Source organism: Arthrobacter sp. Bz4, assembly GCF_003075455.1.
Taxonomy (GTDB): domain Bacteria; phylum Actinomycetota; class Actinomycetes; order Actinomycetales; family Micrococcaceae; genus Arthrobacter_D.
The window spans coordinates 65,788-87,515 of sequence record NZ_QDAE01000012.1 but is presented as its reverse complement, the minus strand read 5'-3'; the positions used below and the strand labels follow the sequence as shown (position 1 = coordinate 87,515).

Annotated in this window: 25 protein-coding genes and 1 tRNA gene; 16 read left to right on the top strand and 10 right to left on the bottom strand. The window is 60.7% G+C overall.

The window, feature by feature from the left end; all coding sequences use genetic code 11:
* Positions 1 to 12: 12 nt before the first annotated feature.
* Positions 13 to 837 (bottom strand): hypothetical protein, encoded by an 825-nt coding sequence (locus DDA93_RS10680; RefSeq protein WP_133185491.1) that lies wholly within the window; start codon positions 835 to 837, stop codon positions 13 to 15.
* A gap of 131 nt (positions 838 to 968) precedes the next feature.
* On the opposite strand from DDA93_RS10680, the gene DDA93_RS10675 reads away from it, so the two are divergent.
* The 13 genes from DDA93_RS10675 (at position 969) to DDA93_RS10615 (ending at position 9,321) form a co-directional block, all read left to right on the top strand.
* Positions 969 to 1,277: a hypothetical protein gene (locus DDA93_RS10675; protein WP_116778758.1), complete on the top strand. Its 309-nt coding sequence runs from the start codon at positions 969 to 971 to the stop codon at positions 1,275 to 1,277.
* 12 nt (positions 1,278 to 1,289) lie between these two features.
* Positions 1,290 to 1,541 (top strand): hypothetical protein, encoded by a 252-nt coding sequence (locus DDA93_RS10670; RefSeq protein ID WP_116778757.1) that lies wholly within the window; start codon positions 1,290 to 1,292, stop codon positions 1,539 to 1,541.
* A complete protein-coding gene (locus DDA93_RS10665; protein ID WP_116778756.1) occupies positions 1,538 to 1,744 on the top strand; it encodes a hypothetical protein in 207 nt (68 codons plus the stop codon). The genes DDA93_RS10670 and DDA93_RS10665 overlap by 4 nt, the downstream gene beginning before the upstream one ends.
* A gap of 69 nt (positions 1,745 to 1,813) precedes the next feature.
* Positions 1,814 to 2,341, top strand: coding sequence for a hypothetical protein (locus DDA93_RS10660; protein ID WP_116778755.1), 528 nt, complete (start codon positions 1,814 to 1,816; stop codon positions 2,339 to 2,341).
* Between the two features lie 50 nt (positions 2,342 to 2,391).
* A complete protein-coding gene (locus DDA93_RS16335; protein ID WP_165802619.1) occupies positions 2,392 to 2,538 on the top strand; it encodes a hypothetical protein in 147 nt (48 codons plus the stop codon).
* A 166-nt stretch (positions 2,539 to 2,704) separates the two neighbouring features.
* Positions 2,705 to 2,923, top strand: a complete 219-nt coding sequence (locus tag DDA93_RS10650; protein ID WP_116778753.1) for a hypothetical protein — start codon at positions 2,705 to 2,707, stop codon at positions 2,921 to 2,923.
* Complete coding sequence (locus tag DDA93_RS10645) at positions 2,916 to 5,087, top strand: type IV secretory system conjugative DNA transfer family protein (RefSeq protein ID WP_116778752.1); 2,172 nt, start codon at positions 2,916 to 2,918, stop codon at positions 5,085 to 5,087. The genes DDA93_RS10650 and DDA93_RS10645 overlap by 8 nt, the downstream gene beginning before the upstream one ends.
* A gap of 158 nt (positions 5,088 to 5,245) precedes the next feature.
* Positions 5,246 to 6,058 carry a replication-relaxation family protein gene (locus DDA93_RS10640; protein ID WP_165802618.1) on the top strand — a complete coding sequence of 271 codons (813 nt, stop codon included), beginning with the start codon at positions 5,246 to 5,248 and terminating at the stop codon, positions 6,056 to 6,058.
* The gene (locus DDA93_RS10635) at positions 6,051 to 7,055 is read left to right on the top strand and encodes a site-specific DNA-methyltransferase (protein WP_116778750.1); all 1,005 of its coding nucleotides are present in this window, start codon (positions 6,051 to 6,053) and stop codon (positions 7,053 to 7,055) included. Before DDA93_RS10640 ends, DDA93_RS10635 begins: the two co-directional genes overlap by 8 nt.
* An 86-nt stretch (positions 7,056 to 7,141) precedes the next feature.
* Positions 7,142 to 7,456 carry a hypothetical protein gene (locus DDA93_RS10630; RefSeq protein WP_116778749.1) on the top strand — a complete coding sequence of 105 codons (315 nt, stop codon included), beginning with the start codon at positions 7,142 to 7,144 and terminating at the stop codon, positions 7,454 to 7,456.
* Positions 7,457 to 7,555: 99 nt separating this feature from the next.
* On the top strand, positions 7,556 to 8,137 hold the full coding sequence (locus tag DDA93_RS10625) for an antirestriction protein ArdA (protein ID WP_116778748.1): 582 nt from the start codon (positions 7,556 to 7,558) through the stop codon (positions 8,135 to 8,137).
* Positions 8,138 to 8,259: 122 nt separating this feature from the next.
* Complete coding sequence (locus DDA93_RS10620) at positions 8,260 to 8,643, top strand: helix-turn-helix transcriptional regulator (protein ID WP_116778747.1); 384 nt, start codon at positions 8,260 to 8,262, stop codon at positions 8,641 to 8,643.
* Positions 8,644 to 8,673: 30 nt separating this feature from the next.
* Positions 8,674 to 9,321, top strand: a complete 648-nt coding sequence (locus tag DDA93_RS10615; RefSeq protein ID WP_116778746.1) for an ImmA/IrrE family metallo-endopeptidase — start codon at positions 8,674 to 8,676, stop codon at positions 9,319 to 9,321.
* 26 nt (positions 9,322 to 9,347) lie between these two features.
* Here the strand turns inward: DDA93_RS10615 and DDA93_RS16810 are convergent, their stop codons facing one another.
* The 7 genes from DDA93_RS16810 to DDA93_RS10585 form a co-directional block, all read right to left on the bottom strand.
* The gene (locus DDA93_RS16810; RefSeq protein ID WP_243400596.1) at positions 9,348 to 10,169 is read right to left on the bottom strand and encodes a hypothetical protein; all 822 of its coding nucleotides are present in this window, start codon (positions 10,167 to 10,169) and stop codon (positions 9,348 to 9,350) included.
* 210 nt (positions 10,170 to 10,379) lie between these two features.
* Positions 10,380 to 10,625 carry a hypothetical protein gene (locus DDA93_RS16320; protein WP_165802617.1) on the bottom strand — a complete coding sequence of 82 codons (246 nt, stop codon included), beginning with the start codon at positions 10,623 to 10,625 and terminating at the stop codon, positions 10,380 to 10,382.
* A gap of 454 nt (positions 10,626 to 11,079) precedes the next feature.
* Positions 11,080 to 11,156, bottom strand: a tRNA-Pro gene (locus tag DDA93_RS10605).
* Between the two features lie 75 nt (positions 11,157 to 11,231).
* Entirely contained in the window at positions 11,232 to 13,022 is a 1,791-nt protein-coding gene (locus DDA93_RS10600) for an ABC transporter ATP-binding protein (protein WP_116778769.1), read from the bottom strand.
* Positions 13,023 to 13,078: 56 nt separating this feature from the next.
* Positions 13,079 to 14,905 carry an ABC transporter ATP-binding protein gene (locus DDA93_RS10595; protein ID WP_116778745.1) on the bottom strand — a complete coding sequence of 609 codons (1,827 nt, stop codon included), beginning with the start codon at positions 14,903 to 14,905 and terminating at the stop codon, positions 13,079 to 13,081.
* A 107-nt stretch (positions 14,906 to 15,012) separates the two neighbouring features.
* Positions 15,013 to 15,942, bottom strand: a complete 930-nt coding sequence (locus DDA93_RS10590) for a metallophosphoesterase (RefSeq protein WP_116778744.1) — start codon at positions 15,940 to 15,942, stop codon at positions 15,013 to 15,015.
* A gap of 3 nt (positions 15,943 to 15,945) precedes the next feature.
* The gene (locus tag DDA93_RS10585) at positions 15,946 to 18,240 is read right to left on the bottom strand and encodes a transglycosylase domain-containing protein (protein WP_116778743.1); all 2,295 of its coding nucleotides are present in this window, start codon (positions 18,238 to 18,240) and stop codon (positions 15,946 to 15,948) included.
* 36 nt (positions 18,241 to 18,276) lie between these two features.
* Between DDA93_RS10585 and DDA93_RS10580 the strand changes: the two genes are divergently transcribed.
* From DDA93_RS10580 to DDA93_RS10570, 3 genes are read left to right on the top strand one after another with little or no spacing between them, the layout of a single operon-like run.
* A complete protein-coding gene (locus DDA93_RS10580; RefSeq protein WP_019483144.1) occupies positions 18,277 to 18,438 on the top strand; it encodes a DUF4177 domain-containing protein in 162 nt (53 codons plus the stop codon).
* Positions 18,435 to 18,917 (top strand): RidA family protein, encoded by a 483-nt coding sequence (locus tag DDA93_RS10575; protein WP_019483145.1) that lies wholly within the window; start codon positions 18,435 to 18,437, stop codon positions 18,915 to 18,917. Before DDA93_RS10580 ends, DDA93_RS10575 begins: the two co-directional genes overlap by 4 nt.
* Positions 18,918 to 18,922: 5 nt before the next feature.
* Positions 18,923 to 19,843 (top strand): NUDIX hydrolase, encoded by a 921-nt coding sequence (locus tag DDA93_RS10570; RefSeq protein ID WP_116778742.1) that lies wholly within the window; start codon positions 18,923 to 18,925, stop codon positions 19,841 to 19,843.
* A 45-nt stretch (positions 19,844 to 19,888) separates the two neighbouring features.
* Here DDA93_RS10570 and DDA93_RS10565 read toward each other — a convergent pair whose 3' ends face one another.
* Both DDA93_RS10565 and DDA93_RS10560 read right to left on the bottom strand, forming a co-directional pair.
* Positions 19,889 to 20,722: a bacteriorhodopsin-like gene (locus tag DDA93_RS10565; protein WP_019483147.1), complete on the bottom strand. Its 834-nt coding sequence runs from the start codon at positions 20,720 to 20,722 to the stop codon at positions 19,889 to 19,891.
* Positions 20,723 to 20,952: 230 nt separating this feature from the next.
* Complete coding sequence (locus DDA93_RS10560) at positions 20,953 to 21,630, bottom strand: Crp/Fnr family transcriptional regulator (RefSeq protein WP_019483148.1); 678 nt, start codon at positions 21,628 to 21,630, stop codon at positions 20,953 to 20,955.
* Positions 21,631 to 21,728 lie beyond the last annotated feature (98 nt).

Sequence of the window (21,728 nt, the reverse complement as noted above, 5' to 3'; positions counted from 1 at the left end):
TGAGGTTCTCGGCTACTGCCTTACCGCCACGAGGTCGATAGCTGCAATCGTGCGATAGACGGCAAAGCGGACGTCGAACCCCTGAGGGAGCTTGGCGTGGTTTTCGAGCGTGACTGTGCGCATAGGTGCATCCCGTCCCTCAACCGAGATGCTCAGCAGTTTCAGCTCGTCATCGATGTTGGGTAAATTCGGCAGCGGCAGCGTGACACGGTGTCGCTTCATCGTATAGACGCCACGACTCGCGGTAGTGACGGGGTGGTCTTCGAGGTCGACCACGAGCTCGCGTTCCTCTGGTTCGTCGTCGACACCATAGGCCCACAATCGGATCAGGGGCGCACGACTAGGTAGGGACGCTGTTGTCATCTGGTCGATAACTATCATCAGGCCTGATTCGGCTGTTCCTGTCACTTCGATGCCGAGTAGCTCGCTTCCGAGCCGCCCCTGGATGTCAGCTAGGTACACCAGCTCGGCAGCAATAGTTTTCAGGCCGGCGTCACTCCATCGTCGTGCGCTTCGCTGATCTTTCACCTCTGCGCCGGAAAGCACCTCTGCCGTCAGTTGAAGGCGGTCGAGAACACTATCGGCTTTGGCGCATATCGACAGGGCAGCTGCTGCCTCATTGCGTGCTCCAGATTCGAAACGACGCATTTCGCGCTCGAACATCATGAATGCGTCCAACAGATCATTGCCACCGCATACAAGGCGCAAGGTCTCGAAGGTTAGGAACTTTTGGACTGTCAACCGACCTGGCTTACTGCGAAGTGCAGTGAGTTCACTCAGAACGCGCGAGGTTAGCTCGCTTTGATCACTTAGCTCCTGGGTGAGGGTTCCTTCCATAGATTCCATCGTGGCCGGAAATCTCGCAGATGTGCACTTTTCTGTCACGACACGCCTACCGATCGCCCTGTCCAATGGGTCTACCAGCTGCTCATCGAAGCAGGAGGCAACCAAAATCGAAAGGTAGGGTCATGACAGACCTCACTCCCCGCCCGAGTGGAAAAATCACTCCTTTTAGCGCCCCCGAGGGGTTCTCGCGTTCCGAGGGCAAGGCTCTCCATCGCCGCCAGAACGCCGAAGTGGCCAATGGCCTCGTCATAGCGGCGCGTGTCCAGGCCGCCGGCTATGTCGCCGCAACAGGTATGCATCTGACCGGGATGTTGAGCCGGGAGGCGCAGTTCCAGTCTGACGGCGACCCGCGCACATCGGAGCGGCTCAACTACATCGCAGATTCCTTCGCCGAGTACGCGGCGTGGGAAGTACGCCGGTTCCAGCGGTAGCGGAGGCCATCCATGAAGCACGAATTTGTAAATCCGCTGAAGCCCATCGGCTACGTGGAGCCTGAAGTGCTGCAGCACGAGGCCGCTGTCCGCCTCTTTATCGGACGGGTCGCGACGCTTGTGGATGAGCTGGACTCCGCAGCGAGGACAGTCAATGCTGACTCGCCAGCGACAGCGCGGCATCTGCGACTTGTTTCGCAGCAGATGTCGGCCATGGCTCTGACGGCGCTGGAAACCTGGCCGAAGGGGCCGCGGCGGTCATGACTGCCATCCTCTGGATTGCCATCATGATCACCTGCGCTGCTTCAATTGCTGCCGCATACCTTGTCGTTGCAGATTTCTGGCGCGACCGGACGCCGTCCTCTCGGGGTCAGATATCCGACATCACTGAGGACGCTCACCAAACGGTTAGCCGCCTCGATGCGGCGTATCGACAAGCCCTGCGCGACATTCGCCGCCGCCAGTAGCGGCTCGCCCTAACTTCGCTGGCTTGGCCGGCCCACTTCAAACATGCCTCTAGAAAGGGGTTATTTGTCATGCCCGAATCATTTACCTCAACGGAGCTGGTCGCAGCGCAAAAGCGACTCTCTGACTATGTCCTCGACCAGGCTCACAAGATTGAGCGCCGCCTGTACTTCGGGTGGGCGCCGGCCGGTGACGCGCCGGAAAAGTACAAGGATCTCTGCGAAGCCTTTGCCGCCTCGCAGAAGAATGGACGCCCGCTGCCTGTCTCCAATGAGAACAGCAGTAGCGTGGTCTTCGGTTCACCAGAGGTCAATATGGCCTATCGCTACGTTCACGATGTTGCCCACGTTGAGCAGGGTTTGAGCTTTTCGTCGCCCGATGAATTCGTGCTGGCTCGCTGGCTGATGCGGAGATTCGAACGCGCAGGCTTCAGCCGGAATGATCTCGAATGGCATCTCTTCGAAGCTGACGCGGTGGGCCAGGTCATGTTCTATGCCGTCACGAAGCAGTACGTGGCAGACCAGCTGCAGTTCGCACTCGACTGCGTGCGGTACGGCCTGAACACTGGCATTTTCCTGGAGATGGAGCGCCAGCGGTGAGTGTTGATCCGAGTCCCAGGTCGTGGTTTGAGCGGGCGATTGGCGCGTGTATGTCCGTTCTGCTTGCCGTCGTCGCACTCTACTGCGCCACTCAGGTGCTGCAGTCCATCCTGCCGTTTCTGATCGCCTGCGTCGGTGTCGTTGTCATCATCTGGGCGATATGGGCAGTCGTCCAATACCGCCGAAATAGGTACTAAATCCATCGCCGCAGCGCGGCAACTACAGCTCTTCCAATCGGTGTTGTGGTTTGCGCAAAAACGCTTGAACGTTCAACTTATTGAACGCATACTAAGCCCCAGACATCGTTCAATTTGTTGAACGTTTGCCGCAAGTCACAACACCGAAGGAAGGAGGGAATCAACTATGTCTACTAGCAACAAACGTCCTAGTCGGAGCCGCCAGGCGCGACCACGAAGGGACGGCCGGATCATCGTCAGGGGCGTCGAGCGCGATCGTCCTGACCTCCGAAAGCTGAGCCGCGCCGTCATCGCCATGGCTCAGGCGGAAGCCGAGCGGGAAGCCCAAATTCAGCACGAACAGAAAAGCGTCCAGGGCACTGCGGAGGATGCGAGCGATGAATAATTCCGAGCCCATCCTTCGACAATTGGTGTGGCAGGAGATTTTCTGGCCCCGCCCACTCGACGATGAGCAGGCCATCAACCTGCTGCGGGTATGGAGTTCGCAGAGTCACGCACCGCAAATCATTCTGGAAGCCCGAGCGGATAAACAGGGCATCCGCTACATTGTCGGCACGCAACGACGCTATGCGTCGGCTGTCCGTCGCGACATCGAACGTCTCGTCGTTGGGGCCATTGTTGTCGCCGATGATGCTGACCGGTTACCAGCCCAGTCCACCCGCCGGGTTTCCGTCAACATGCCTGCGCAGCCTCTGGAGCCCCGGCATCCGGAAGGTTCAACGCGAGCTCTCTTGGCCAGCCTGACGGCCGTCCGTGGAAGTGAAAGCCTGGTAGCACAGATCGTATTGGGGCCGAGATTCACACCTCAGCTGACGCCTCATGCTGTTGCCCAAGTCGATCAGGGGATCACGTCGCTTATCCTCACTGGCGTGCAGCCGGAACGGCGTCGGGCGATCCGACGGCGAATCGAAGAAAAACAAGGGGACCATGGCTTCGCGACGTTTGTTCGCATAGGTGTCAGCGCCTCCGAGGAAGATCGTCGGCGAGCCTTAATTGGCGGCGTGGTCAATGCCTTCCGGTCGATGGTGACACCAGGGCTCCGCTTCCGTGTCCACTTTGATCAGACCCATAATCTGAACAACCCTAGTCCGGAGTGGCCACGTTTCGCTTCCGGCCAGCGACTGTCCGCTGTCGAGGTGGGAATGCTCAGTGCGTGGCCGGTGAGTGAAGGTAAGAATGCCTACCCGGGACAGCCGCCAGATCATCCGCGGCAGATCCGACCCTCCTTTGCGGTGTCGGATGCAGATCGCATTGTGGGTCGGGCAACGGCGCCCGGTGCCGGCGATGCCCGACTGGGTCTAGCACCAGGGGATAGCTGCCACCATCTGTGGACGATGGGACCGACCGGAGTGGGCAAGAGTTCCATGCTCCTCTCGCTCATCATCGGCGATATGGAAGCTGGGCGCAGCTGTGTCGTCGTCGAGCCCAAAGATCTGATTGGCGATGTACTAAAGCACGTTCCTCCGGAGCGTCAGGCTGATGTCGTCGTGCTGGATCCGCTGGATGACGTGCCTGTCGGGATCAATCCACTTGATGGTCACGGGCGGAGTCCGGCTCTCGTTGCTGATCAGCTATTCGGTACGTTCCACGCGCTTTACGGCGACCAGCTCGGGCCCCGAAGCTCGGACATTCTGCGGCACTCCCTATTAGCACTCGCCCAGCGGGAGGATGCCAGCTTGGCCATGCTGCCCATTCTGCTCAATAACAGAAAGTTCCGGCAGTCGGTCACCCATCAGATCGCGCGCGATGATCCATTTTCAGCTGGACCTTTCTGGCACTGGTACGACCAACTATCCCCGGAGGCCAGTGCGCAGGTGACGGCACCGCTGATGAATAAGCTGCGCCCGTTGCTTGATCCTCATCTTCGTCACGTCTTGGCACAACCCACTCCACGTTTTAATCTTCGCCAGGTGCTGACGGAGCGGAAGATTCTGCTCGTCCCACTCCAGAAAGGGGTGCTCGGACCCGAGGCCGCTCAGCTATTAGGAGCCATGGTTGTCGCTGAACTGTGGCAGGCGATTCAGGAGCGCGCCAGCATTGCCACCAAGAACCGCCATCCGGTCATGATCTACCTCGATGAGGTGCAGGAGTACCTGCGTCTACCGACCGATATAGGCGATGCACTGGCAACTTCACGCAGTCTTGGCGCTGGGTTCCATGTGGCGCATCAGTACCTCGACCAATTGCCCCAAGGCATGCGCATGGCGTTCGAGGCCAACTGTCGGTCCCGGGTCTTCTTTCAACTTGCATCCAGGGACGCCAAGGCGGCCGCCGCCATGGCACCTGGTCTTGAACCGGAAGACTTCATGGCGTTGCCGTCGCGTCACATCTACGCGCAGCTCGTCCGCAAGAGCGCGGTGACTGACTGGGCATCCGGCGTCACTTTAGACATCCCGAATCAGAACTCGTCACCGGACAAGATCCGCGCCCTGAGCCGCAGCCAGTTCGGTCAATCGAAAGGCGTCATCGAACGTGGACTTCGAAGCATTTTGACTCCTTCTCCTGAAACCGGCGCAGCTGATGGTCGCCGTAGAAGGAGCCAGTCATGACGGTCGAGCGGACTCTACCGACCGGCTACCCGCCCGCGTCGAAGCCAGCGGATACATCTGCGCAGGTCAGCAAAGAATTAGCACCAATTGGGGCGCCGAATACCGGTGCTATACATAGCACCGGAGCCCATACTGGCCCGCGGATAAGTCGGCGTCGCTTGAACGACATTGAAGGCCACCTCAGTGAACGCGATCGAGCTGTCCTGTCGTCCGTGGATCGCTATCGATTCTTGACGGCACGTCACATTGAAACCTTGCATTTTGCAGAGCACGCGACAGCAGAATCGGGTGCTCGAACCTGCCGCCGAGTCTTAGCAAGGCTACGAAGCCATCGCATTTTGGGCGTCCTGAATCGGCGGATCGGTGGTGTCCGGGCGGGTTCGGAGGGGCTGGTCTACTTCATCGATACAGCAGGGGAGCGCATTCAACGGAGCCAGGAGTCGAGCCGCCGACGGAAGCGCTTCGACGAGCCATCGTCGCGATTCCTTGATCACACTCTGGCCATAGCCGACGTTGCTGTCACCGTCATCGCCGCTGCATCCGAGTCGGGTGCAGAGGTCGTGAAGCTGGCTCCTGAAGGCGAGGCTCGTCGCCACTACACGGATCGCCTTGGTGCCGGTCAGGTGCTTCGACCAGATCTGTATGTTGAGCTCGCTTCCCATCCCGGGGATCAGGATGTTGAGGCGTTCTTCGTTGAAGTAGACCTTGGTCACGAGAGCCTGCCTACCGTCCTCGGCAAGTGCCTGTTATACGAGGAATATCTCGAAACCGGAATCGAACAGCGTGAATTCGGCGGCTTTCCAAAGGTCGTCTGGGCTATGGGTGCCTACCGTCCAAACGTGGCCGAGCGCCGCCGCCAAGCATTTCTGACGGCAATGCAACGGAACGCTCGGGTGACCCCTGGGCTCTACCGCATCAGTGCCTTGGAGGAGGCTGCGGCTCAGATGGTCCGGGAGGTTCGTCATGACTGAGCCGGTTAATATGTTGTACGTCGGGGACGCTTTGGACCAGCTCCGAAAGCTCCCGGCCGGATCGGTGGATATGTGCCTGACGAGCCCACCATACTTTCGATTACGTGACTATGGTGCCGATGGCCAGCTAGGGCTCGAATCTGATGTCGAGTCATGGGCTGATGCACTTCGAGCCGTTGCACGTGAGATTGACCGCGTATTAGTCCCGACCGGCACCTTCTGGCTCAATCTCGGCGATACGTACGCCAACCATCCTCGGCAAGGCGCGCCGTCCAAGAGCCTACTTCTGGCACCGGAACGTGTAGCTCAGCTGCTGCAGGAGGATGGATGGATAGTCCGCAACAAGATCATCTGGGCCAAGCCGAACCCTATGCCGACCAGCGTGCGGGATCGGCTGACAGCGGCCCATGAGGTGATCTACCTGTTCGCGAAGCAGGAACGCTACTACTTCGACCTCGACGCCATTCGCGTGCCGCATCTGTCAAAGCCAGGTCGCCCACCTCGTGCCTCATCGCGACGTCCCGCCAAGGAAGGGTGGCGGGGGCCGAACGCCGATTCGACGATCGGTCTCGCGGCCATGAAGGCTCGTGGAATTGTTGGCCATCCGCTCGGTAAGAACCCTGGGGACGTGTGGACAATCGCTACAGCGGCTGGCAAGGGCAGCCACCACGCCACATTCCCTGAAACGCTTGCTATCCGATGTATTCAAGCCGGAACCCCCGAAGCACGTTGCACTATTTGCCGCGCCCCGTGGCGACGACCAACCCGCAGACTAGGGCAGACCGCTACGCGGCTGGCACTTCAAGCGGGCTGCGGTCACGAAGGTGATCCAGAGCCCGGCATCATCCTTGACCCCTTTATCGGCAGTGGCTCGACCGCCGTCGTCGCTGAATCGCTCGGCCGTAATTGGCTGGGTATCGAGCTAAACCCCACCTTTGCCCAGGAAGCGAAAGAGCGGATCACGGCAGCTCGTTCGCGTTCGCCACCAAATGGATAGCACCCGGACAGCTCGTCGGTGCGCTGCGGCCGGTGACGAGGGTTCCATTCCGGAATCCCGCCGGTCGCACAATCCGAGGAGTTGTCATGACGACACCCACGACTGGCGGGGACCGCCAGAATCCGGCAGGAGTGAAGACTCTTGCCATCCGGCTCGAACCGGACGTTCACACGCAGCTGACGCTCATTGCGCAGCTGCGGGGAAGCACCATCACCGACGAGATCAGGAAGGCCTTGATGGCGCACATCGCTGGCATCAAGGAAAACACTGATCTGGCATCTCAAGCCGAATCCGCTCTCGCGGAAATCGACCGAGAAGCTGCTGCCAGGCGCGAGGCCATCGCTCATCTGTTCGGCAACGATCAGGAAGCGGCCAAGCCCCGCGCGGCACGCGGACGTTAGTTCGAGTACCACCGGCAGGGACGGCGTGAGTAGCGCTCAATTGAGAGCGCCTCCGCTGTCCTTGCCGCCCACCCATCTGCTTAGACGAAAGGAGGACATATGAACCACGAACAACTACCCGAGTCCACGCCGGAACGAGACAGGGGTCCGACCCCCGCCATCTACGTCGCGTCGCTAGCTGACTATAACGACGGGCGACTGCTCGGCACCTGGATAGACGCCACTATAGGCGCGGACGCCATCTACGAGCAGATCCATGCCATGCTGGCGCGGTCTCGTGAACCCGCGCCGGAAGAATGGGCGATCCATGACTATGAAGGCTTTGGCAGTAAACAGCTCAGTGAGTTCGAACGTATCGAGGAAGTTGCTGCACTCGCCGAAGGCATCGCCAAATATGGTCCCGCCTTCGCCGCATGGGTGGACTACTCCGGCTTAGATGTCGAAGATTGGCACTACTTCGAGGGTGCATACCTCGGCGAATACCCCACGCTGGAGGCGTACGCCGAGCGGATCATCGATGACATGGGATGGCAACAGGAAGTTGACGCGCACCTGCCAGAGTCGCTGAAGCCGTACGCCAAGATTGACGCGGAAGCGATGGGGGAGGACTTGCGACTCAGCGGTGAAATTTACGTGATCGAATCTGACTCCGGAATCTACGTCTTCAATAGTCGCATTTGAGTTTCCCCAATATTAGGAAGTCCTTCCTGCCTTGACGAAATTTCTGTTGTGGAATTCGCTTAAATCGTTGAAGGAATTGAACGATCGATTCATAATACAAACAGAAATTGGAGACAGAACAAATGCAGGAACAAGACATTCAGGGCTTAGCCGAAACAATCCGGAAGCAGCGCCAGAGGCTGGGTCTTTCCGCGAGCGAAGTCGCCCGGCAAGCAGGGGTCGCGAAGGGAACCATCACCCGGCTAGAGCTGGGACAGATTGCCAATCCGCGCATGGATAACCTTCGCGCCATCGCCGACGTACTCCAGCTTCCATTGACCGACATCCTGGCCGAATCGAGCATACTGCGCGGCTCCGACCTACCAACGCTCAATCCGTATCTGCGCACGAAATTCAAAGGTATGCCGGACAGTGCAGTCCGTGAGATTGAAGAGCACTTTCGCGATGTCGCTGCCCGGCACGGCATCAATATAAATACCGGCCCCGCTCCTGGCGAGGACGAATAACCAACGACTTCTCAGAGAAAGGAGAAAGCCATGACCAACGAACATATTCACAGATATATCGAACGGAGCGTCCTGGCTACTCTCCGCTCGCTCATCCCGAACCGAGAGGTTAGTTCCCACTCTGAGGCAAGGCAAGTAGCCGAGCACCAAGCCATCCGGCTCTTGGAGCTGCACGGCATCGAGGACGGGCCAGTGCCAGTTGAATTCATAGCCGACCTGCCCAAGATTGAAATTGAGATGGTCGACGCTCCGGTCTCAGGCGCTAGCTTCTGGAACGGGAACAATTGGATCATCCAGCTGAACAAGCATGAGAGCTACAGCCGACAGCGGTTCACGCTAGCCCACGAGTACAAGCACATCATCGACCACAATCATGCCGACGCCTTGTACCTCGGAACCCGCGACGCCACTCCTGCCGAACAGGCCGAACAAGCTGCTGACTACTTCGCCGGATGTCTGCTCGTTCCGAAAAAACTTCTCAAGCGCGCTTACTACGGCGGCATGCAGCGAACGACCGATCTCGCAGTGCACTTTCAAGTATCCGAAGCTGCGATGACCGTGCGACTGCGCCAGACAGGCATCGCCGAGCCCGCCCCGCGTTGCGCACCCCAAAGCACGCCATTCTCCCGTTCATGGCAGTACCGCATGAATCACCGCGCCCAAACACAAGGAGTGTGACTATGACCATCGAGGAAATCGAGGCACTAAGACCGCGTAAGGCAGTTCTGTATCTTCGGGTATCGAGCAAGAAGCAGACCGAAACTGCCGTTGATATCGATAAGGACGGTAACTCCATTGCCACGCAGCGTGACATCTGCGGGCAGAAGGCTGTAGCCGTCAACGCCGACATCGTAGAGGAATTCGTGGAGCCTGGGGTGTCGGCCCAAACGATCGAGAAGCGACCCGTCTTCCAGGCCCTGCTGAAGTTTCTGCAGGAGCACCGCGACGTTGACTATGTCATCGTGTATGCCCGCTCCCGTGCGTTTCGTAACTTCACTGACGCGGCCATCACGCGACGACATCTCGACAAGCTGGGCGTGCGCTTGCTTTCCGCCCGTGAGGACTTCGGTGAAGGCACCTATGCGGAAGCAATGGAGGCCGTCACCGACATCATGAACCAGGTGCAGAACCAGCTCAGCGGGGAAGACATCCGGATCAAGATGCGCAACAAGGCCATTAATGGCGGCACGGTCGGTAAGGCCAAGATTGGGTACCTCAACATCCGAAAAGACATCGACGGACGCATGATCAACAGTGTCGGCCTCGATGAAACGAGAGCGCCGCTGGTGCTCAAGGCCTTCGAACTGTATGCCACCGGTAAGTACTCCATCGAGCGGCTGGAAGCGACGATGGCGGACCTCGGTTTGACGAGCCGTCGGACTGCTCGATATCCGGAGAAGCCAGTCTCCGCGAGCAGGCTGCATCAGATACTTAAAGATCCGTACTACGTCGGTTACGTCGTCTACAAGGGCGATGCTTATCCGGGACGTCACGAGCCAATCATCGGGCAAGACCTCTTCGATCAAGTGCAAGAGGTTATGAGCTCACGTAGTGGATCAGGCGCCAGGGATCGCATTCACAATCACTACCTCAAGGGGATGATCTACTGCGGCAAGTGTCATCAGCGGGGCCGGGAGAGCCGCGTCGTTTACACCCAAGTGAAAGGGCGCGGGGGAACTATTCATGAGTACTTCTTCTGCCGTGCCCGCCAGGAAGGCCAGTGCGACCTTCCGTATCTACCGGCCTATCTCATCGAGGACAGTGTGGCCGAATCCTACGGTCGGCTTGTGCTGGACAATGCCTTCGAGGAGGACATTCGCTCCAGACTGGATGAAGCCCTTGTCGGTGAACAGCAGGACATAAAGGAGATGTACGCGAAGTACAGGAATCAGCTCAAAGAAGTTGAGGCCAAGGAGAGCCGGCTCGTTGATATTGCGGCCGATGGCATTCTGCCGCAGTCGAAGGTCCGGGAGAAAATGCATGAGCTGCGCGTTCAACGTTCCCGCATCGAAGACAGTCTGGCGAACATCGGCGAGCAGATCGCGGTAGGGGGCCAGCTTCTTGCTAAGGCGATTGATCAGATCACTGACCCGAAGTCGTACTACGACAAGGCAACGGACAAGGTCCGACGCCTCCTAAATGAATCCTTCTATCACCGTTTCTTTGTAGACCAGGAGGGCTCCGTAGGCACGGATCTGAATCAACCCTTCGCCGACATCTTCGCGGCCCAGGCGGCCTACCGATCGATCAAGCCCGCGTTGGCGATGTCCGTCCATAGATCGACCCAATCGTCCGAACAAGGGGCCATTTTGGGCGTTTCAGGTGTACTTTCCACCCAGTTGCCGGATACCAAAAATGGCGCCGATTTCTCGACGCCATCTCTGTTGTATCAACTAAAGTCGATCTACTTGAACCATGGTTCGAATAAAGCGACTCTGGTCGGGGTGACAGGAATTGAACCTGCGACCTCGTCGTCCCGAACGACGCGCGCTACCAAGCTGCGCCACACCCCGATGCTGCTCAGCGAACGTCAGAAACGGCCAGCAGAGCAACTTCTAAATCTTACCCGAGCACACGAAGATGCAAAACTAGACGAGCGTCTCCTGCCAGGCCGCATGCAGGGTCGCGAAGCGCCCGTCGCCGCCAATGAGCTCTGCCGGGGTGCCATCCTCCACCACCTTGCCGTCGTGGACCACGAGCACCCGGTCGGCAATCGACACGGTTGACAGTCGGTGCGCAATGATCAACGCGGTGCGGTTGCCCAGCAGCTTCTGCAGACCCTCCTGCACCAGCCGCTCACTGGGAATATCCAGGGACGAGGTGGCCTCATCCAGGATCAGCACCGCAGGGTTCGCCAGGAACGCGCGGGCGAAGCTGATCAGCTGCCGTTGCCCCGAGGACACCCGACCGCCACGTTTGTTGACGTCGGTGTCATAGCCCTCGGGCAGGGATCTGATGAACGTGTCGGCGCCCACCGAGCGGGCAGCCTCCTCGATCTCCTCGCGGCTTGCCTCCGGCTTGCCCAGGGCGATGTTGTCCGCCACGCTGCCGCTGAACAGGAACGCTTCCTGCGTCACCATGACGACGGCGCGCCGCAGGTCACGGGGATCGACCTCCCTGATGTCGACGCCGTCGAGAGCGATGCTGCCGGAGGACACGTCGTAGAACCGGGCGATCACTTTCGCCAGGGTGGACTTGCCAGCACCGGTCTGACCCACCAGGGCGATGGTCTGCCCGGCCGGAATCTTCAGGTCCATGGTCGGCAGGATGACCGGGCCGTCGCCGTACCGGAACTCCACGCCGTCGAACTCAATTGCTCCCCGAGGGTCTTTCAGCGGCACCGGGTTTTTCGGTGGGCGCACCGTCGGCACCTCCTCGAGCAGCCCCGACACTTTCTCCAGCGCCGCCGACGCGGACTGGAACGAGTTGTAGAACATGGCCATCTGATCGACGGGCTGGAAGAACCGCTTGCTGTACAGCAGGAGGGCGAGCAGGGCGCCGACCGCCAGAGTGCCGTCAAGGACCCGGAACCCGCCGACCAGCAGGACCACCGCAACGGTGACGTTGCCGATCAGCACCAGACCCGGCTGGAAGACGCCGTTGAGGTTGATGGACCGGACGGTGACCTTGCGGTAGTCCTCGGCCAGCTCGTCGTACTTTGCGGCGTTGACTTCCTCACGGCGGAAAGCCTTGACGGCGCGGATCCCGGTCATGGTTTCGATGAAGTGGACGATCAGCCGCGCAGACACCACCCGGGAGGCACGGAAAGCGATCTGGGAGTGCTTCTGGTACCAGCGCGCCAGGAAGAACATTGGCACGGCGGCGACGAGGATCAGCAGACCCGTCCGCCAGTCCAGGACGAAGATGGTGATCGCGGTGAAGAGCATGTACATGACGCCGGAGGCGAGGGAGCTCACGCCCGAGTCGAGAAGTTCGCGCAGCGCCTCAAGGTCCGAGGTTTGCCGGGAGATGATGCGGCCCGAGGTGTACTTCTCGTGGAATTCGAGGCTGAGCCGCTGGGTGTGCCTGAAGACGCGCAACCGCAAATCCAGCAGCATCGCCTGGCTGAGCAGCGCCGTCGCCCGGACATACCCGGCCGTCAAAAAGGCGGTCAGGACTGCCGCGATCAGGTAGGTAAGGCCGGCGAGCCAGAGGTAGATCGGGTCACCGTCGAGCAGCGATGGCAGGGCGTTGTCGATGCCGAACGCGATGATTGCCGGGCCGGCGACCCGGGCTGCCTGCGACCCGACCACCAGGGAAATGGTCCAGATGAACTGGCGCCGGTTGGGTTTGATGAGAGACCCCAGCAGGCGGAAGGACCGCGAGCGGACCGACCTGTTCTGGGCCTTGGACAGGAGGACGTCGTCCTCGTTGGTCACGCCCGACGACGTCCCCCCGGTGGGTGCCGATCCGTTGTTCGGCTGTGGTGATGTGCTCACGTGAGCGCCCCCTCGTCGTCGTTCTCGAAGTGTTCAAGCTCCGTGTCCAAATCGGTCGGGCCATCAGGGAGGCTCGCGATCACGTAGCGGTAATGCGTGTTGCGTGCCAGCAGCTCGGTATGAGTGCCGACGTCGGTCACCCGGCCGTCCTCGAGCAGGGCCACCCGGTCGGCGAGGGCAACCGTCGACGGCCGGTGGGCGACAATCAGGGTGGTGGTGTGAAGGAGAACCTTGCGCAGGCCTTCCTCCACCAGTTCCTCAGTGCGGACATCCAGGGCCGAGAGCGGGTCGTCGAGCACCAGCACCCGAGGTTTCGAAGCAATGGACCGGGCCAGGGCAATCCGCTGCCGCTGGCCGCCGGAAAGGCTCAGGCCCTCCTCCCCGATCAGGGTGTCGACGCCGTCGGGCAGCGAATATGCGAAGTGCGCCTGCGCGACCTCGAGCGCCTCAGCCAGGATCTCCTCGGCGTGTTTCTCATCCCGCGGCTCCGCGCCCATCAGGACGTTCTCTCGGACCGAGTTGGAGAACAGCGTGGTGTCCTCGAAAGCGACCGACACATGGGTGCGCAGATCGGCGATGGAGATGCTCCGCAGGTCGGTGCCGTCGATGGCGATGGACCCACCGGTCACCTCATAGAGGCGGGGGACCAGCTGCAGCAGGGTGCTCTTGCCGCACCCGGTTACACCTACCAGCGCCATCGTCTCCCCGGCACGCATGGTGAGGTTGATGCCGTTGAGCACATCGGCGGTGCTCTCCTCAGCGTCGGGGTAGCGGAAGTGCACATCGGTGAAGGTCACTTCGCCGCGGGGATCGATCAGCCGGACCGGCTCCTCGGGATCGGTGATGGTGTTGACGGACTCCATGACCTCGTAGTGGCGGTCGATGGCCGTTTTGGCGGTGAAGGTCATGGCGAGCAGCGGGCCGATGAACTCAACCGGGGTAGCGACCACGGCGGCCGTCGCGAAGAAGGCCACCAGGGCGCCGATCGAGAGGTCACCGTTGGCGGCGAACAGCACGCCGACCACCAGTGAGGCGCCCAACGCCAGCTCGGGCAGCAGGGTGACGATCAACGAAAAGTTGGCCAGCGAGCGTGACTTGTAGATCTCGGTCTGCCGGAGTTCCTCGGCCTGCAGGTTGAATCCTTCGAGGGCCTCACGGCTCCGGCCAAAGGCTTTCAGCACCCGGATGCCGTGGACGGATTCCTCGACGGTGGTGGCAAGGTCGCCGGCCTGGTCCTGGCTTTTCCGCGAAACCTTGCTGTAGGAGGTGCGGAACCGGAAGCCGTAGATCATGATCGGCAGCGCCGCGGCCAGGAAGATCAGGGCCAGCACCCACGAGGTGAGGAACATGATGACGACGCCGATGACCACGGTCAGCGACGTCACCACCAGCATGATCAGCCCGAACGCCATCCACCGGCGCATCAGGTTCAGGTCCGTCATGGCGCGGGAGAGGAGCTGGCCGCTACCCCAACGGTCATGGAAGGCGACGGTGAGATCCTGCAAATGGCGATAGAAAGACGTCCGCATGTTGGTTTCAACGGTCGTCGCCGGGGCGATGACGAACTGGCGCCGCAGTGCAACGAAGGTTGCTTCGAGGATGCCCAGTAGCAGGACCACGCCAGCGGCAATCCAGACGGTCGACGTCGCGCCTCCGACGGCGAGGGCATCGTTGATCAGCACGCGGAAGACCTGAGGGATGGCAAGGGCCATCAGACTCGCGCCGAGCGCGCAGACGAGGCCCAGGATCAGCCGCGGCAGGATGGGCTTGATGTGTGGGTAGAGTCGGCTGAGCGATTCCCACAGGGTGGTTTGAGTCGGCATACTTCTGTCTTTGACACTTCAGAGGCGGATCTACCCGGAAGGGACATTTCGTGTCCCGTAGCAACTATCCTATGTCAGAGCTTTGCCGCTGCGTCAGCGGCCCCAAACTACCGTTCGGTGAGGGTCAGCAGCACTGCTTCGGGTCGGCAGGCAAAGCGGACCGGCGCGAACCGCGACGTCCCGATTCCCGCTGACACGTTCAGCGGTATGCTGCGTCCCTTGTGCTCCCAGTCAGTCAGGCCGCGGGCCCGCCAGGTGGGGAGGTCGCAGTTGGTGACCAGGGCGCCGTAGCCCGGAATGCAGACCTGCCCGCCATGGGTATGGCCGGCGAGAATCAGGTGCGCGCCGCCGTCGGTGAAGTAGTCCAGCACCCGCTGATAGGGGGCGTGCGCGACGGCGATCTTCAGGTGCCGTGCGTCGGAAGAAGTGCTGCTGCCCGCCGGGTAGCCGGCGTAGGAGTCGCGATCGATGTGCGGATCGTCGACCCCGGTGAAGTCGAGCCGGAGGTTGCCCATGGCCACCGACTGCGACCGGTTGGACAGGTCGATCCAGCCTGCGTTCCCGAAGCTCCTGAACAGTTCCGCCCAGGGGAGTGCCTTCGGCTCCCGCCCGGTGCGGTGCTTCGACGGGCCAGAGAAATACCGCAGCGGGTTGTTCAACACTGGCGCAAAGTAGTCGTTGGACCCGGGCACAAACACGCCGGGAAACCGCATCAGCGGGCCGAGCGCCTCAAGTAGCGGCTCGACACCCTTGTGGTGGCTGAGGTTGTCGCCGGTGTTCACCACCAGGTCCGGTTCCAGCCGGGCCAGTCCCTGCAGCCACCGGGTCTTGGCGGCCTGCCGGGGCGCCATGTGAATGTCGGAAAGGTGCAGGACCCTCAGCGGGCGGCTGCCCGGCGGAAGGATCGGCAGGGTCTCCTCACGCAGCTGGAACAGGTTCCGTTCCACCAGGGAGGCGTACCCGAGGCCGGCTACGGCGACCGCTGCGGTTCCTCCCAACGCGATAGTAGTGGCGTCGAGCAGCTTCGATGAACCCAAGGGTTAGCCTTCGTCTTCGTTGTTGTCTGGGTCCTCTGGGCTGTTTCCCGGTGGGGGATCAGCAGGAGGGCCACTGTTCCCTGGACTGCCCTGGTTATCCCCAGGCCTCCCGGTCTGGTTGCCGTTGCCTGGCTGGGTCTGAATGGTGGGACGCTGCGCGTTGAGCATCCGCTGCGGGGGGTCGGTGAAGGGTTCTCCCGAGTGCAGCCCAGGTATCTGCTGCATAAACCGCTCCCAGGACGGAGCCGCAATGAACGAACCATCAATTTCGGGGTAAATCTGGCCGCCGATCTGCAATTCGCCCAAGCTGACGCTGTTCGCCTTCCAGTTACCCAGCCAGGTGGCAGTTGCCATGCCCGAGTTGTACCCCATGAACCAGGTCTGGGACCGGGCATCGTTGGTTCCTGTCTTGCCGGCCATGGGAATGTCCCCGAACTCCAGGAGCTGACCCGAGCCTCGCTCCATGACAGCCTCGGTGGCGTAGTTCACTCCGCGAGCCAATTCCTCGGGAATCGCCTGTTCACAGGCCGCTTCAGGAACGGGGAAGCTGGTGCCGTCAACGGCTACCACTTCAGTGAGCGCCCGCGGCTCACAGGTCATCCCCTCGGCCCCCAATGCCGCGTACGCAGTGGCCATCGAGATCGGTGAAACCTCAGATCCGCCGCCAATAAGGGCTGAAGGTGACACTGTCAACGGTGTGTAATCCCCGTCGGCGCTCTTTCCATCGTGGATACCTAGATCCGCGGCGATCTGGAACGGCATGCAGAGATCGATCTGACGTGCCGTCTCCATGGTGATGGTGTTGTACGACTGGGCCAGTCCTTCAAGGACGGTGTAGCTGCCGTAGTTGATGTCCCCGTAGTTCTGCGGTTCGTACCCGTCCTCATCAGGCAGGACGTACTTTCCGTCGGGATAGCAGCTTGCCTCCCACTCATCGAACTGGGGGTAGATTCTTTTGCGGCCGTCGATGGTGGTGTTCAACGCCCGGCCGTCTTCGAGCCAGGCAGCGACAATGAAGGGCTTGAAGGTCGATCCGGGCTGGAATCCTCCCACACCGCCCAAGGGCTGGTTGGGGTCTCCACCGCTGTACTGATCAACATTGAAGTTCAGCACCGAATCGCCCGGCTCGGTGCCAGGCATGTACCTGGTGTTCTGTGCCATCACCAAGATGTCGCCGGTTCCGGGTTCCATGCTGACCATCGAGTGTCCTACCGAGGGGTCGGTGGTCTCGCGGCCAGCGGTTTCATTGATGGCTGTCTGGGCAGCAGTCTGCGCAACGGGGTCGAGCGTCGTCGTGATCGTCAGCCCCGCGCGGTACAGGGTGTCCTGGCGTGCTTCAAGGGATTCGCCGTAGGCGGGATCGTTCAGGATCAGATGCGTGACGTAGTCGCAGAAGTACGGTGCCTGTTCCGCGCCGACACAGCCGCTCAGCGTGGGGGTGATGTCCAACCCGAGGTCGGTGGCGACGGCGGCGTCGTACTCTTCCTGGGTGATGTGGCTGTTCGACAGCATGGCGCCAAGCACCAGGTTGCGGCGCTCCAGGGAGCGCTCCGGGTTGAGTTCCGGACTGTAGAACGTGGGTCCATTGACCACGCCTGCGAGGAGGGCCGCCTGCTGGATGTTCAAATCAGCTGCCTCGACGTTGAAGAAGTATCTCGATGCTGCCTGCACGCCATAGGTGGTGCCGGTGAACGGCACAATGTTCATGTAGCCCTCAAGGATTTCGTCCTTGCTGAGCTCCTTTTCGACGGCGATGGCCAGTTTTGCTTCGCGGAGCTTGTCGCCAAGAGTCTTGCCGCCGCTGAAAGTGACCGATCCGTCACCGCTCTGCAGGCTGGCATCAATCAGGACGTTGTTGACGTACTGCTGGGTGATGGTGGAGGCGCCGCGGGTGGTGTCGCTGCTGACGTTGCTCACGACGGCGCTCATGATGCCCTGCAGGTCCACGCCGCCGTGCTCGTAGAACCGGGCGTCTTCGATGGCGAGGAGGGCGTTCACCATGTTGGGGGAAACCTGGTCGAGGGTGACTGGCTGCCGGTTCTCCTCATACAGGGTGGCGATCAGCGTCCCGTCCGAAGCGAGAATCCTCGATGGCTGGGCCAGCGCCCCACGCTCGAGTTCCGCCGGCAGCTCTTCGAAGAACTGAATCGAGGCGGAAGCACCGGTACCCGTTGCCGCAGCAACTGGGACCAGTAGACCCGCAGCAAGCACCCCGCTCAAAGCACTGATTCCGAGAAACGCAATCATCTTCCCCAGGGTGGTTGCTGTGTCAAAGATCGGTGATTTACGAGCAGCCATTACCCCAGTTTACAAGCACGCGCTAGTCTGTGAACCATGACCAAATGGGAGTACTCCACAATTCCGCTCATCATCCACGCCACGAAGCAGATTCTGGACCAGTGGGGAGAGGACGGCTGGGAACTGGTGCAGGTAGTTCCCGGACCGGACGGCAAAGGCCTCGTCGCCTATCTGAAACGAGAGAAGAACCAGTCGTGACCAGCACCGACAACCCAACATCAGCTGTCGAACAGCGGCTGCTGGATCTCGGAATCACTCTCCCGGACGTCGTGCAGCCACTGGCTTCGTACGTCCCGGCAGTGGTGACGGGCAACTATGTTTTCACCGCCGGGCAGCTACCGCTTATTAACGGTGAACTCCCAGCTTTGGGCAAGGTTGGCGCCGAGGTGACGCCGGAGGCCGCGAAAGAGTACGCAGCGACCTGCGCGGTGAACGCCTTGGCCGCGATCAAGTCCCAGATCGGGGATCTGGACCGGATTAGCCGGATCGTGAAGGTGGTCGGGTTTGTCGCCTCCGATCCCAGCTTCACGGGCCAGCCTCAGGTTATTAACGGTGCGTCCGACCTGCTGGGGCAGGTGCTCGGCGACGCCGGTGCTCATGCTCGCTCCGCCGTCGGCGTGGCAGTGCTTCCCCGCGATGCGCCGGTGGAAGTCGAGATTATCGCGGAGTTCGTCTGATTCCTGTGGGCCACATAAGTAACCGCCTTTTTCCAGTTCCCGAAGACCAGTTGGGCGCAGCGCGAAGCTGGGTCGAACACGGCGAGCGGACGCCGGTCAAACCCCGCCTGGCGTCGTCGGTGGTCTTGATCCGCGATGCCCCTCCGGGGACTGAAACTTACCTTTCATACCGGCGTGGCGAATCCCCACTGGGGATCGTCGCGTTTCCCGGCGGCAGCATCGAGGAGTCCGACGACGACGACGTCGTCTGGTTTGGGCCCACCCCTGCCCAGTGGGCAAAGGCGATGGGGATCGATGACCTGTTTGTGGCGCGGCGCCACGTGGTCGGAGCCATCCGCGAACTGTTCGAGGAGACCGGTGTGCTGCTGGCTGGACCGGATGCCGTGTCCCTCGTCGACGGCAGTAGGAGCCCTGAGTGGATGAAGGCCCGTGAAGACATTGCCACCCAGGAGCGATCGTTTTCGGACATCCTGGCCCGCCGGGGACTGGGGCTCCGCACCGACTTGCTGAAACCGCTTGCGCACTGGCTTAGCCCCGATTACGCTCACCGCCGGTTCGACACCCACTATTTTGCGGCGGCCCAGCCGACTGGCCAGGAAGCTACGGCGCTCGCGAGTAAGGGTTTGTGGGGTGAATGGCGCTGCGCATCCAGGGAAGTCGCGAAGGCCGAAGCCACCACCTTGGGCGATGAAGTGGGCCAGCCCAACACGGTGGGCCGGGCGCTGGATGAGCTGACCGTACCAGCGGTCCGTCTGATCCTGGAGAAGATTGGATCCTCGAAGGGTTGCGTGGCTTATTTGAGTCACAAACGGCCCATGAAGGTTTATTACCCGCATCTGATGACACCCTCCGAGGAGGCGGATCCAATGCTTGAGGTCGCTTGTTCGGTGGCCACCGAGGGCGGATCCGGCCAACGCGGTCGTTAGCGTGGCCATCACCGCCCTCCCTGGTCGGCTCAGGGCCGAACTGCCCTAACGCGGCTTCCGGGATACCTTCGATTCCTCAAAGGGCTCATGTCCTTCCTCGATCCGCGCGAAGGCGGGGTCGTCAGCATAGGACTTCAGTCTCGCGATGCGATAAATAATCAGTGCGTAGACTGCTTTAGCCGCAATATCAGCGATGGAGTACCCGCCTTGCTTCAGGACCCATGCGTCGGCGCCTGAGATGCCAAGGAGCGGCAGCGCATATGCGAGCGGGTAGACGATCCAACTCGCGAGAAGCAGGATCCGAAGGCGACTGATGAGCTTCCGGACCTGCGGAGGCTGGCGATCAAGCGATTTCGTCAGTTCGACGAACAATACGTACAGGATGAAGATAAAGGGAATTGTGGAGAGGATCCCCCACAGGACTCTTACGCTGTCTGAGCTACTGATCTCTCCGGGGTATCCGAGCACGATCATCAGGGTCGCAGCGGGTACCAGTTTCCATAGCAGGCTGGTTTGCACTTTTCGGGCGAGGGCCAGAACTGCGATGAGTTCCACCAGCAGCAGTGGCACCGTCAGTAGCCAGTCCACATACCGGTACCCCTCGTTGAACGACGCGCCCTCAGCTTGCGCGTACGTCCCGCGTCCGCCGACAGCATCCGTGACGAATGCCTCCTTGAACGAGTCAAAGATCCGGAAGTAGTGGTAGGCAGCAATGCCGCAGACTATTGCTGCGATGACAAGTGCCTGCCGGTACCGGGGAAGGACACGGGGAAGAACGAGGATGAGGAAAACGGCCGTGAATAGCTGTGAAGCAATAACCAGCGAGAGCAAGTTGTAGACAGTGTCGAACTGGCTCTGGGTCAGGTCATCAGGAATCATGGTTGTGCTCCTTTGCACAGAAGGTGAACCCCTGCATGGCGGCAGATGATGGAATTCATCCCGTTCCGCACGATGCGTGAAAGAATTCTACGCTGTGTAGAAACCCTAGCCAAGGCTTTTGTTCCAGCAAAAGGGAGCGTCCACATCGCGACCTGATAAAAGGCCACACAGAAAAGACCGGGAACGTGATGCTCCCGGTCTTTTCTACGTGGACTTATGAGGGTGTGATGCTAGCGGCTGCGCTGACGCAACCGCTGGATGTCGAGGATGACGACGGCGCGCGCCTCAAGGCGCAGCCACCCGCGCTGCACGAACTCCGCGAGAGCCTTATTGACGGTTTCACGGGAAGCTCCGACCAATTGGGCAAGCTCTTCCTGAGTCAGCTCGTGCGCAACGAGGATGCCGTCGGTGGCCGGACGGCCAAACCGGTCCGCCAGATCCAGCAGGGCCTTCGCAACGCGGCCCGGGACATCGGAGAACACCAGGTCAGCCAGCGACTCGTTGGTACGGCGCAGCCGGCGGGCCAAGGCCTGCAGCAGCTGGGCCGAAACCTCGGGACGCGTTTCCAGAAGGGTCCGCAGGTTCTCATTCTTCAATCCGGCGAGGCGCGTCTCGGAAACGGCGGTGGCCGTGGCCGTTCGAGGGCTGGGATCGAACAATGCCATCTCACCGAACAGCTCGCCCGGGCCAAGAATTGCAAGCAGGTTCTCGCGGCCGTCCTGGGCGGTGCGACCGAGCTTGATCTTGCCGGACACAATGAAATACAGCTGGTCGCCCTGATCGCCTTCGCGGAAGACAGATGCCCCGCGGGAGAGATCCACTTCGGTCAGCTCGTCGGTGAGTGCGGCGAAAACGTCGTCGCCCAACGAAGCGAAGAGTGGCGCGCGGCGCAGTACCTCGATGTCCATGAAATCTCCTGATAAATTGTCGGCTCATTCCATCTTGCCGTACATAACGAACTTGTGACACCTGCTACACGCGTGTTCGCCGTCGGAATAGCCTATTT

Coding starts and splice junctions, on each gene's coding strand:
- DDA93_RS10680 (WP_133185491.1), bottom strand. CDS start 837: ATGGAAGGAACCCTCACCCAGGAGCTAAGTGATCAAAGCGAGCTAACC.
- DDA93_RS10675 (WP_116778758.1), top strand. CDS start 969: ATGACAGACCTCACTCCCCGCCCGAGTGGAAAAATCACTCCTTTTAGC.
- DDA93_RS10670 (WP_116778757.1), top strand. CDS start 1,290: ATGAAGCACGAATTTGTAAATCCGCTGAAGCCCATCGGCTACGTGGAG.
- DDA93_RS10665 (WP_116778756.1), top strand. CDS start 1,538: ATGACTGCCATCCTCTGGATTGCCATCATGATCACCTGCGCTGCTTCA.
- DDA93_RS10660 (WP_116778755.1), top strand. CDS start 1,814: ATGCCCGAATCATTTACCTCAACGGAGCTGGTCGCAGCGCAAAAGCGA.
- DDA93_RS16335 (WP_165802619.1), top strand. CDS start 2,392: ATGTCCGTTCTGCTTGCCGTCGTCGCACTCTACTGCGCCACTCAGGTG.
- DDA93_RS10650 (WP_116778753.1), top strand. CDS start 2,705: ATGTCTACTAGCAACAAACGTCCTAGTCGGAGCCGCCAGGCGCGACCA.
- DDA93_RS10645 (WP_116778752.1), top strand. CDS start 2,916: ATGAATAATTCCGAGCCCATCCTTCGACAATTGGTGTGGCAGGAGATT.
- DDA93_RS10635 (WP_116778750.1), top strand. CDS start 6,051: ATGACTGAGCCGGTTAATATGTTGTACGTCGGGGACGCTTTGGACCAG.
- DDA93_RS10630 (WP_116778749.1), top strand. CDS start 7,142: ATGACGACACCCACGACTGGCGGGGACCGCCAGAATCCGGCAGGAGTG.
- DDA93_RS10625 (WP_116778748.1), top strand. CDS start 7,556: ATGAACCACGAACAACTACCCGAGTCCACGCCGGAACGAGACAGGGGT.
- DDA93_RS10620 (WP_116778747.1), top strand. CDS start 8,260: ATGCAGGAACAAGACATTCAGGGCTTAGCCGAAACAATCCGGAAGCAG.
- DDA93_RS10615 (WP_116778746.1), top strand. CDS start 8,674: ATGACCAACGAACATATTCACAGATATATCGAACGGAGCGTCCTGGCT.
- DDA93_RS16320 (WP_165802617.1), bottom strand. CDS start 10,625: ATGCATTTTCTCCCGGACCTTCGACTGCGGCAGAATGCCATCGGCCGC.
- DDA93_RS10595 (WP_116778745.1), bottom strand. CDS start 14,905: ATGCCGACTCAAACCACCCTGTGGGAATCGCTCAGCCGACTCTACCCA.
- DDA93_RS10585 (WP_116778743.1), bottom strand. CDS start 18,240: ATGGCTGCTCGTAAATCACCGATCTTTGACACAGCAACCACCCTGGGG.
- DDA93_RS10580 (WP_019483144.1), top strand. CDS start 18,277: ATGACCAAATGGGAGTACTCCACAATTCCGCTCATCATCCACGCCACG.
- DDA93_RS10565 (WP_019483147.1), bottom strand. CDS start 20,722: ATGATTCCTGATGACCTGACCCAGAGCCAGTTCGACACTGTCTACAAC.
- DDA93_RS10560 (WP_019483148.1), bottom strand. CDS start 21,630: ATGGACATCGAGGTACTGCGCCGCGCGCCACTCTTCGCTTCGTTGGGC.